The organism is Erythrobacter sp. SN021, from assembly GCF_021864455.1.
This window is the reverse complement of record NZ_JAKKUW010000005.1, coordinates 225586-235671: the sequence shown is the minus strand read 5'-3', so window position 1 is coordinate 235671 and position 10086 is coordinate 225586. Positions and strand designations below refer to the sequence as shown.

General features: G+C 64.6%; 6 protein-coding genes. 2 read left to right on the top strand and 4 right to left on the bottom strand.

What is annotated here, in order from left to right; genetic code table 11:
* The first annotated feature begins 183 nt into the window (after positions 1-183).
* Together L5849_RS12720 and L5849_RS12715 are read left to right on the top strand one after the other, a co-directional pair.
* Complete coding sequence (locus tag L5849_RS12720; protein WP_236925883.1) at positions 184-1971, top strand: DUF885 family protein; 1788 nt, start codon at positions 184-186, stop codon at positions 1969-1971.
* 12 nt (positions 1972-1983) lie between these two features.
* Complete coding sequence (locus L5849_RS12715; RefSeq protein ID WP_236925882.1) at positions 1984-3756, top strand: DUF885 family protein; 1773 nt, start codon at positions 1984-1986, stop codon at positions 3754-3756.
* A gap of 69 nt (positions 3757-3825) precedes the next feature.
* Here the strand turns inward: L5849_RS12715 and L5849_RS12710 are convergent, their stop codons facing one another.
* Genes L5849_RS12710 through L5849_RS12695 form a run of 4 tightly spaced genes read right to left on the bottom strand, consistent with a single transcriptional unit; the run spans position 3826 to position 9918 of the window.
* Positions 3826-5883, bottom strand: a complete 2058-nt coding sequence (locus L5849_RS12710; protein WP_236925881.1) for a S9 family peptidase — start codon at positions 5881-5883, stop codon at positions 3826-3828.
* 53 nt (positions 5884-5936) lie between these two features.
* Complete coding sequence (locus tag L5849_RS12705) at positions 5937-7253, bottom strand: PepSY-associated TM helix domain-containing protein (protein WP_236925880.1); 1317 nt, start codon at positions 7251-7253, stop codon at positions 5937-5939.
* Positions 7250-7810: a hypothetical protein gene (locus L5849_RS12700; protein WP_236925879.1), complete on the bottom strand. Its 561-nt coding sequence runs from the start codon at positions 7808-7810 to the stop codon at positions 7250-7252. The genes L5849_RS12705 and L5849_RS12700 overlap by 4 nt, the downstream gene beginning before the upstream one ends.
* Before the next feature lie 14 nt (positions 7811-7824).
* Positions 7825-9918, bottom strand: coding sequence for a TonB-dependent siderophore receptor (locus L5849_RS12695; RefSeq protein ID WP_236925878.1), 2094 nt, complete (start codon positions 9916-9918; stop codon positions 7825-7827).
* Positions 9919-10086: the final 168 nt, after the last annotated feature.

The window sequence follows — 10086 nt, the reverse complement described above, 5'->3', positions numbered from 1 at the left end:
GGTCGCGACTATCTCCTTGGCCACCGCATGAGTCCTCGCGGGTGTAGTTGTGGGGTACCCGCGAAGGGCTTGCGCATGGCTGGACGTTTCCTGCGGATCGGCGGAACCCGTTTGTCGAACAGGCTTTGCGGTGCCGGTATGACCGGCTAGCCTGGCCCGCACGATCTCAGGGGAGAATCTTGCATGACCCGCACTTACACTCGCATCGCTTCGGCGATCGCTATCGCTTGCGCCACGGCTTCGACACCTGCCGTCGCGCAGGATCACTCCGCGCATCACAGCAGGATGTCCGCCAGCGAGCGTGAAGCCGCCAAACTTCACGATTTGTTCGCGCGCAGCGAAGCCGCCATGCTCGACCGCAATCCGGTCAGCGCTTTTTTCCGTGGCGATTTCTCCGATGCCGACAAACTCGGCGATTTTTCGCCTGCGGGTTATGCGGCGGACCGTGCGGCTGCGGAAGCCAATCTCGCCGAACTCGCCACTATCGACCGCTCGGCGCTGGGCGAAACAGATCGCATTGCCTACGACGTGTTTGCATATACGCAGCAGCGCACGCTGGCGATGACCGCGCCCGATGTGCTGCCGACTGTGCTCGCCCTGCCGATAGATCACTTTCGCGGGCTGCATGTTTATTATCCGCGCCTTTCCGCACCCGGGGCGCTGATGCCCTTCGATACGGTCGAGGATTACGAGAACAATTTCAGCCGCCACCGCGCCATGGCGCAGGTGATCGACGATGCCATCGCCCGTTTCCGCGCTGGGGCATCTGCAGGCATTACCCTGCCGCGCATGTCGGTGGAGTTGATGATCGAACAGCTCGGTCTGCAAATCGATACGCCGGTCGAGCAGAGTCCCTATTGGGCGCCGGTGGCGAATTTTCCCGATACGGTCCCGCAAAGCGCGCACGAGGAGTTGATCGACAGGCATCGTGAAACGTTGACGGGCACACTGATCCCTGCGCTCGCCAAGCTGCGCGATTATCTCGCGAATGAATATCTGGAACAATCGCGCATCAGCATCGCGGCGACCGACAATCCCGGCGGCGACGCCTATTACGCCTACCGGATCGAGGAAAATACCACGCTGCCGCTGACCGCGCGGCAGATCCACGAAATCGGCCTGGCCGAAGTCGCCCGGATCAATGCGGCCATCGATGCGGCCAGGGCGGAGGCCGGCGGTCGGACGGGCAAGACCTATACAACCAAGGCCGATTTGCAGGCCGCTTGGTACGAGGTTGCCGGGCAGGTCGACCCGCTGATGGACGAGGTTTTCCTGCGCAAGCCCGAGACCGAACTCAGGATCGAACCCTACGAGCCCTATCGCGAGAAGTTCTCTCTCGCAGCAAGCTACATGCCCGGCAAGGCCGATGGGTCACGCCCCGGCACGTTCTATTTCAGCGGCTACAACGTGGCCGAAAGACAGCTCGGCACCTCGATCTCGCTCTATATGCATGAAGGCAATCCGGGGCATCACTTCCAGTCGATGTTCGCGATCGAGAACGAGGACCTGCCGGAATTTATGCGTTATGGTGGGTTTACCGCCTTCAGCGAAGGCTGGGGTCTCTATGCCGAAAGCCTGGGCTACGAACTCGGTCTGTATGACGATCCGGTCGAGCGGCTGAAGGCGCTGGAGGGTGGCGAGATGCTGCGCGCGGTACGGCTGGTGGTCGATACCGGCATGCATGCGCTCGGCTGGAGCCGCGAAAAAGCCATCGACTTTATGATGGCCAACGGCGCCGCGCGCGATTTCGCGGAAAGTGAGACCGCGCGTTACATCGTGATGCCGGCACAGGCGCTCGCCTACAAAACGGGCGAACTGAAGATCAAGCAACTGCGCGCCCGGGCCGAGGCCGCGTTCGGTGATGCCTTCGACGTCCGCAAATTCCACGAACAGATACTCAATACCGGCGATATTCCGCTGCCCGTGCTCGAAGCCAAGATCGATGCCTGGATTGCGGGCGGCGGACAGTAAGAGAGGATCATGATGAACCGCACCGTTCTGCGCCTTGCCACTGCGCTGGCGATATCGACCACTGCTCTCGCAGCGCCGGTTGCCCATGCCTGCGATCCGGTCGAAAGCGCACAGGCCGAAAGCGAGCGCTTGCGCACGCTGATGGCCAAGAGCGAGGCGGCCTATCTCGATCGCAACCCGATCGCTGCCTTCTATCGCGGCGACTTCTCCGATGCAGGCAGCCTCGGCGATTTCTCGCCCGCATCCCACGAGACCGAGCGGGCGGCCGCCATGTGCGACATCGCCGTGCTGGGCACGATCGACCGCGCTGCGCTTACGGCAAGTGAGCAGACCGCCTACGATACGTTTCGCTATTCGAAGGAACGCGTTCTCGCGGGCACCGAACCGCACGTGCTCAAGACGATCCTCGCCCTCCCGCTCGACCATTTCCGCGGCATTCAGGGCGACTATCCCGGCTTCTCCGCACCCGATGGCATCATGCCGTTCGATACACCCGAGGACTATGCCAACAATATCGCGCGCCATGCGGCCTATTCCCGCATGGTCGAAAACGTGATCGCGCGTTTCGATACCGGGATCGAACAGGGGATCACGCTGCCGCGCCTGACGGTCGAGCTGATGATCGAGCAGCTCGACACCCAGCTCTCGACGCCCGAGGAAGACAATGCCTATTACGCGCCGCTGCGTGCGCTGCCCGAGGACTTTACCGAGGCGCAGAAGGGGCAGGCGACAGCGGCGCTGACCCCGGCTATCGAGGGCACGCTGTACCCGGCGATGCGGCGGTTGCGGACGTATTTGAACGATATTTACCTGCCCGCCGCACGCACCAGCATCGGCGCGACCGAGACGCCCGGCGGCGATGCCTATTACGCCTATCGCATCGCCGAAATGACGACGCTGGAGCTGACGGCGGAAGAGGTGCACCGGCTCGGCCTGTCCGAAGTTGCCCGCATCAACGTGGCCCGGCAACAGGCGATCGAGGAGCGCGGCGATCGCCGTCCGCCAGTCTACAAGAGCAAGGAGGCGCTGACCGAGGCGTGGTACGAGGTGGGCGAGAAGGTCGATGCAGTGATTGCCCCGCTCTTCCTGCGCCAGCCCGAAACCCCGCTCGAGATCAAACCCTACGAACCCTATCGCGAACAGTTCTTCCTCGCCGCATCCTATCGCCCTGGCGAGGCCGATGGTTCGCGCCCGGGGACTTTCTATTTCAGCGGTTGGAACGCGGCCGAGCGCGAACTCAGCCCTTCGGTCCGGCTCTATATTCACGAGGGCAATCCCGGACATCACTTCCAGATCATGTTTGCGATCGAGGATGAGAGCCTGCCGGACCTGCTGCGCCACGGCTGGTATACCGCCTTTGGCGAGGGCTGGGCGCTCTATGCCGAAAGCCTGGGCTACGAGCTTGGCCTCTATGACGATCCGGTCGACCGATTGCAGGCGCTCGAGGATGGCGAATTGAAGCGTGCGGTGCGGCTGGTGGTCGATACCGGGATGCACGCGCTCGGCTGGACCCGCGAACAGGCGGTGGAATACATGGTCGAGAACGGCAATCCGCGCGATTATTCGGAGAACGAGGTCGCGCGTTACATTGCCATGCCGGGCCAGGCATTGGGCTACAAGATCGGTGAATTGAAGATCAAGGAACTGCGCGCACGGGCCGAAACGACGCTGGGCGAGGAATTCGACATCCGCCGCTTCCACGACGAGGTGCTGAACAGTGGCAACATCCCGCTTGCCGTCCTCGAAGCGAAGATCGACGCCTGGATCGCGGCTGGCGGCAAATAGGCTTCCCGCAAAGAAAAGGGGCCGCGCGACACGGCGTCGCGCGGCCCCTTTTCGTAAGCGGGTGAGCGATCAGTCCTCGCTCTTGGTCCCCGTCGTCCCGGCGGGAAGCGCGGGACGTTCGGGCGGCAGCGCAGCGTCGCGATCACCCGTCTTCAGATAGGTGTCGAACCAGCGCATCATGCGCAGATTGTAATCGTAGCGCGCGGCGGCCTTGCGATTGCCGTGGCCTTCGCCTGGATAGAAGACCAGTCGTACCGGCACGTCGGGCTTGCGGATCTTCATCGCCCGATAAAGCTCCAGGCTCTGGCCCGGGTCGACACGCGTGTCTTCCTCGCCATGCATGATCAGCAGCGGGGTGTTGGCTTTGTCGACATGGAAGATCGGCGACACTTCGAGCATCGCCATCCAGTCGTCCCACGGCCACTTGCCGCTGTGGACGTTGTACATCTCGTACGGAATGTCGCCCGTGCCGAACTTGCTGACCTGGTTCGAAATGCCCACGAACATCACGCCTGCCGCGAATTCCTCGCTCCAGCGGGTCGATGACCATGCGGTGGCATAGCCGCCATAGGAGCCGCCGGTCACGCCGACACGATCGGCATCGGCGATCCCTTCGGCGACCAGCGCACGCTTGGCATCGACGAGATCGGTGAACTCGGGATCGGTGTAATTGCCGGTGTGCTGTTTGGAGAACGCCGTGCCGTAACCGGTCGAGCCGCGATAGTTGGGCAGGAAGACCGCATAACCCTGACCCGCCGCGACATGGCCGGGTTTGGAATAGGCGGTCTGCCAGCCATTGCTGTCATGCGCTTCCGGGCCGCCGTGGACGTTGAGGATCAGCGGGGCGCCTCCTGCCGGGGCGCCGCCGACCGGCTCGATCAATACGCCTTCGACTTCCTGCCCGTCGCGCGCGGTGTAGCGGAAGGTGCGCTGCTCGCCGAAATCGATCTCGCTCAGCCAGGGGTTGTGGCTGGTCCAGCGGGTGAAGCTGTCGCCGTCGAGGCGAAACAGCTCGGTCGGGTGCCGGGGCGCGCTCGCCTCCACCGCGATCACCGAACCTTCGGTCTCTACATTGCTGATGATCAGCGCGCCGGGATCGATTTCGCGTGCAAGCGAACCGTCGGCATTGTGGATGCGCAGCACGCTCTGCGCGCCGACATGGACTGCCGCGATCAGACGCCCATCGTCCATATACTCGACATCGACCACGGCCTCGGGCGCGCCCGCATTGTGCGGTGTCACTGTGCCGGTCGCGACATCGACGAAATGGATCGTGGTCGCCGCCGGATCGTTCATGTCGACCGCTGCGATCAGCGCCAGATGGCTGGCGTCGGGCGAGATTTCGACATCGTCGATCTTGCCCGGCGTCTCGATGACCATCCGCACATCCCCCGAGGCCATGTCGAGGATGTTGACCTTCTTGTTGACGTATTCGTCGTCGATCAGCGTGGTCGGCGCGGTCTCGATCACGCCGATGCGCGCATTGTCGGCGATCTGGAACGAGGTGACGTAGCCCGGCACCTCGACCTGCTGCGGTTCGGCATCGGGTTCGCCGCCGATACGCGCACGGAACAGGCGGTTGAGCTTCTGTTCCTCCTCGTAAACGACCGAATTGAAGCCTGCCTTGTTCTGCTTCTTGCGATCCTTGTCCTCTTCTGCCGCGACCAGCAGGTGCATGTGGCCGCCATCGGGCGACCAGGCATAGGAGCGCACCGACGCGCCTTCGACATGCGCCAGCTTGCGCTGAGCGCCGCCGTCCACGGGGATGCCCCATACGGCGGTTTTCTCGTCCTTGCCATCGGCCCACAGGAAGCTGATCATCCGGCCGTCAGGCGAGAACCGGACGCTGCTTACATCCATGTCGGCGGGCAGGAACTCGCGCGCATTGCCGGGGCCGTAGGCGACCGACAGTTGCTGCGTCGTGGTTCCGTTTTCCTCGCCATCGGTGACGTCGGGAAGCCGCGCGGTCGTATAGGCGACACGGCTGCCGTCAGGCGAGACGGCGATGGTGCCGACGCTTTCGAGCTTGGCGACATCCTCGGGGGTCATCGGCCTGGCTTGTGCCTGTGCGGCGATCGAGGCGGTGGCGAACAGGGCTGCTGCAGTCAGCGGCGCACGAAGTCTCATGTGATACGGTCCTCTTCCGTGAAGATGGTGAGGGCCGCTATAGCGAAGCCGCGCTAGGGGGCAAATCCCGGGGTCGCAGAAGCCGTTCCGCGTGCACCGGCCCGCCGGGACCGATGCATTGCGGCGGCTGTGATGGCGAGTGTCGCGATCCAGAATATAGCGACGAAAGGCGCGCCGTTTCCCCAGATCAGGCGCGCGATCAGGGTCACGCCGATCGCCACGGGCATGCCGATCGTCACCCCCCACCATCCGGCGCGGATAACGGGGCGCGGGCGGCCCTTGCGCGCCTGTTTGTCGAGCCAGATGAAGGTCCCCGTCGCGACCACCGCGCTCAGCGCGATGCCGAAAAGGATATAGGCGATCTTGACCGGAAGGCCGCCGTAATTGCCGAAATGCAGATTGTAGATCGACGCGGCGAATTGCTGGCCCAAGGTGCCGTCGGCAAGGCCGGTCGTTCCGCGAAACGTGCCATCGGCTGCGAAGGCGTAATATTCGCCGAAAATCAGCCGCCGGTCATGCTCGCCGACCACCTGGATATGTTGGCCGCGCGTGCCGGGATCGTGGAGGATGAGATAGGATACCCGCACCGCCGGATATTCACGCGCCATATAGCGCAGGACAGGCGCGACCCGGGGCAGCGGGGCGGGGGTGTCGTCGGCTTCGGGTTCGGCCCCGAACACGGGCGCGAGCGCGGCATCGCCATCGCCGCCATAAGCGGTCTGGGCAAGGCTGGAGCCCGAGATGTAGAACAGCCCGATCATCGCCCCGGTCAGCGCCATCGCCAGGGCGAAGGGCAGCGTCCACACCGCCAGCCGGTTGTGCCAGTCCAGCGTGGCGACATCGTCCCGGCGCCGCGCGCGCAGCCGGAATGCGTCGCGAAAGATGCGCGGATGCGCGACGATGCCGGAAACCGCGAGCGCGACGATCATCGCGCCGAACAGGCCGACCAGCGTCATACCCCAGACGGCGGGGAGGTTGAGCCGGTAATGCAGCGCGAGCAGGAATTCGGCCCAGGCATTTTCCTCCGGCACCGCGATCGCGCCCTTGCCGTCGACATGCACCGCCTGGGTATCGGTGGTGATGGTGGTGCGGGGCAGCGCGTCGGTGGGCATGTGGACGAAGAGATGGGTGGTCGGTTCGCGGCCCGTTTCGGAGGCGGCGACATTGGCGATCGCGGTATCGATCGCCGACGGTGTAACGGCCTGCATTTCGGGTGCGTCCGGCTGCTCGAACCTCTGCCATTCCTCGTACAGCACGATCGCCGTTCCGGTGACGCAGATGAGATAGAGCAGCGCACAGCATATCAGACCGATGGCCGAATGCGCCGCGACGCCCCGGCGCACGGTGTCCTTGGTAAACAGGGCTTTCACGGCTGGCCTCCCATGGCGAGCAGAGGCAGCGATGCGGCCGCGAGGCCGGCGACCAGCATTGCGATCTGTCGGCGCCTGTCGCAGACCATCAGGACGGCGAAGGCCAGTAGCGGCCAGATCAGCGGGACCAGCGCGAGGACCATGACATTGGCATCCGCTTCCGCGACCGGCCAGCGGATCGCCAGGCTGCGCGCCGCCAGCGCGGCGGCCACCGCCAGCGCCAAAGCGGCCGGCCCGGCCAGCAGGAAAGTCACCGTCCCGCGTCGCCAGTTCCCCCGCCCGGCCGTGCTCACCGCCCTGAATGAGACATCGGAGCGCCGGAGCGAGCGTGGCTGTTCCAGCGCGGCCCGGGCGAGGAACAGCGCGGCCGTTCCCATGGCGAAAAGCGCGACCACGGCAATGCCCCACGCCCCATCGGCAAGTCCGGCCAGCAGGCTGCCCCCGGCCAGTCCGGCCCAGCCCAGCGCATTGAGCCCAGCCGATCGCCCGGCGCGGCTCCACGACAGTCGCAAGGCGGCAATACCGCCGATGGCGAGCGCGCAGCCAAACCAAAGCATGGTGTCACCCGCCATCAGAAGGTACCCCGCAGGGTCAGAGTGTAGTTGCGCGGTGCCGCGTAATAGGCCTGCTCCCAATAGAGGCTCGCCAGATGCTTCTTGTCGGTCGCATTGGCGACATTGGCTTGCAGTTCGAGCGTGTCCGTCAGTTGGAAGCCGGCCTGCAACTGTACCGTGGCATAGGCGCCCTGTTCGATCCGCCCGACAGCCGTGTCGAGATAGACATCGTCCTGCCAGCCGAGGACCGCGCCGAGGGAAAGGCGCTCGGTCGGCTGCCAGCGCAGGGCGATGTCCGCCGTGGTCCGCGGGACATAGGTGCGCACCTCATTGCCCTGGCCGTCTTCGAGCGAGAGATGCGTGATGCCCGCCTGGACCAGCAGTCCTTCGGCGATACGGCCGGTTATCTCGGCCTCCACGCCTTTGCTGACCACTTCGATCCCGGTGTAGAGCGTCAGCCCCGATGCCGGATCGAAGCCCGCGGATTCGGCGATGTTCGATTGCTCCGCGCGAAACACCGCCAGCGTGCCGAGCAGCGCGCCATCGGCGGTTTGCGCCTTGAGGCCCGCTTCCATGCTCTCCCCCTTGGCCGCGCCCAACGGCCTGAGGTCGGTGCCGGTTTCGCTCTGAGGCAGGAAGATATCCGAATAGCTGGCATAGAGCTTGACCCCGTCGATCGCCTCGAAGGTCAGACCGGCAAAGGGGCTGAGCGCCTTTTCGCTGCGCCCGAAATCGGCGCCGAAGCTGAAACCTTCCGATTGGACGTCGATGTAGTTCGCCCCTGCGATCAGGCTCAGGCGATCGCTCAGCGCCAGCCGGGTCGCGGCATAGGCGCGCCACATCCGGTAATCGAAATCGGCCTGTACCGCCGGGGCATCGTAGGCGGGGCGTCCGACTTCGCGTCCGGTCCAGTCGGGCAGGGCGGGCAAGGCACCCCAGGCGGGATCGCTGGTGGGCACCGAGCGGCCGAGATAGTCGAAATCCGTGTCGCTGTACTGGATGCCTACACTCACATCGTGCTCGCGCCCAAAGGCCGCGAAAGTGCCGCTCAGTTCCGTGTCGGAAATCCATCCCTTGGTGTCGAAATCGTATGCGCCGGGGAAGCCGAACAGGCCCAGCCCGCTATCGGGGTCGGGCGTGCCATAGACATAGAAGATCTCCGACAGGCTGCCGATCTCCTGCCGAGTCAGGACCGTGCGCAGCGTCCAGTCGCGGGCCAGGTCCCAGGCCAGCTCGGCAAAGGCGCGGCTATTGGTCGTGTTCCAGAAGGTCCAGTCCTGCGTGGTCGAGGTTTCTACCGGAAAATCGGTCGGCGTGCCATCGGTATAGAGCAGCGGCAGCGCGCCCCACAGGACGTTTTCGGCATTGTTGCGCTGGTACGAATAGCCGAGCGCAAGCGATAGGTCGGGCGTAATTTCGCCTGCCAGGATCACCTGACCGGCATAGCGGGTGGAGCCATAGTCGCGCAGGTGGGAATCGCCGCTGGTGACTGCCCCCGTCGCGCGCAGGCCCCACGTGCCGCCCTCGGTAAGGGCCAGGTCGAGATCGGCCTCGGCGCGGGCGGTGTTCCACGAACCAAAGCTCATCGCCGCCGTGCCGCCGGTTTCGCCCGACGGCCTGCGGCGCACGAAATTGATCGTGCCCGCCGGATTGCCGATCCCCGACAGCAGCGCATTGGCGCCGCGCACCACCTCGATGCGGCTGTAGAACACCGTATCGAGCGAACCGCCGGTCGGGCCATAGACATTGGGCGTGGCCAGCCCGTCGACCATCAGCCAGTTAAGATCGAAGCCGCGTGCGGTATAATAGGTGCGGTCGGTTTCCACCTGCTCGACCTGGATGCCGGGGACCACGGCCAGCGCATCGTTGATCTCGTCGAAACCGAAATCCTCGATCAGATCCTCGCCCAGCACGGAAACCGATTGCGGCGTATCGACCACTTCCAGAGGGAGCTTGGTCGCGCTGCGCGGCGCATCCTCGACGCGTTCGCCCCAGACGACGATGCGGGGCGCGTCTTCCGCGCTATCCGCCGTGTCATCGGCATGGGCCGGGACGCTGATGGCGACGAGGGATGCCAATGCCAGCGCAGCGCCCGATAGACCGTGGCGCATGGACGATCCCCGCAGTGACGCAGGGCGATGGCGTGGCACATTATGCTGTGCGCCGGTGGCGAGCCCCGCCATCCCTTGAACGCGGTTGCCTTGCACTGCCTTGTACGGCTGTCTCATTGAGTTGCTGACCTTTCTACAGTCGAAATTGGGAATGCGTCGCATTTGCGG

Excerpts from the sequence above, each read along its gene's own strand:
- L5849_RS12715 (WP_236925882.1), top strand. The coding sequence starts at position 1,984 with ATGAACCGCACCGTTCTGCGCCTTGCCACTGCGCTGGCGATATCGACC.
- L5849_RS12720 (WP_236925883.1), top strand. The coding sequence starts at position 184 with ATGACCCGCACTTACACTCGCATCGCTTCGGCGATCGCTATCGCTTGC.
- L5849_RS12700 (WP_236925879.1), bottom strand. The coding sequence starts at position 7,810 with ATGCTTTGGTTTGGCTGCGCGCTCGCCATCGGCGGTATTGCCGCCTTG.
- L5849_RS12695 (WP_236925878.1), bottom strand. The coding sequence starts at position 9,918 with ATGCGCCACGGTCTATCGGGCGCTGCGCTGGCATTGGCATCCCTCGTC.
- L5849_RS12710 (WP_236925881.1), bottom strand. The coding sequence starts at position 5,883 with ATGAGACTTCGTGCGCCGCTGACTGCAGCAGCCCTGTTCGCCACCGCC.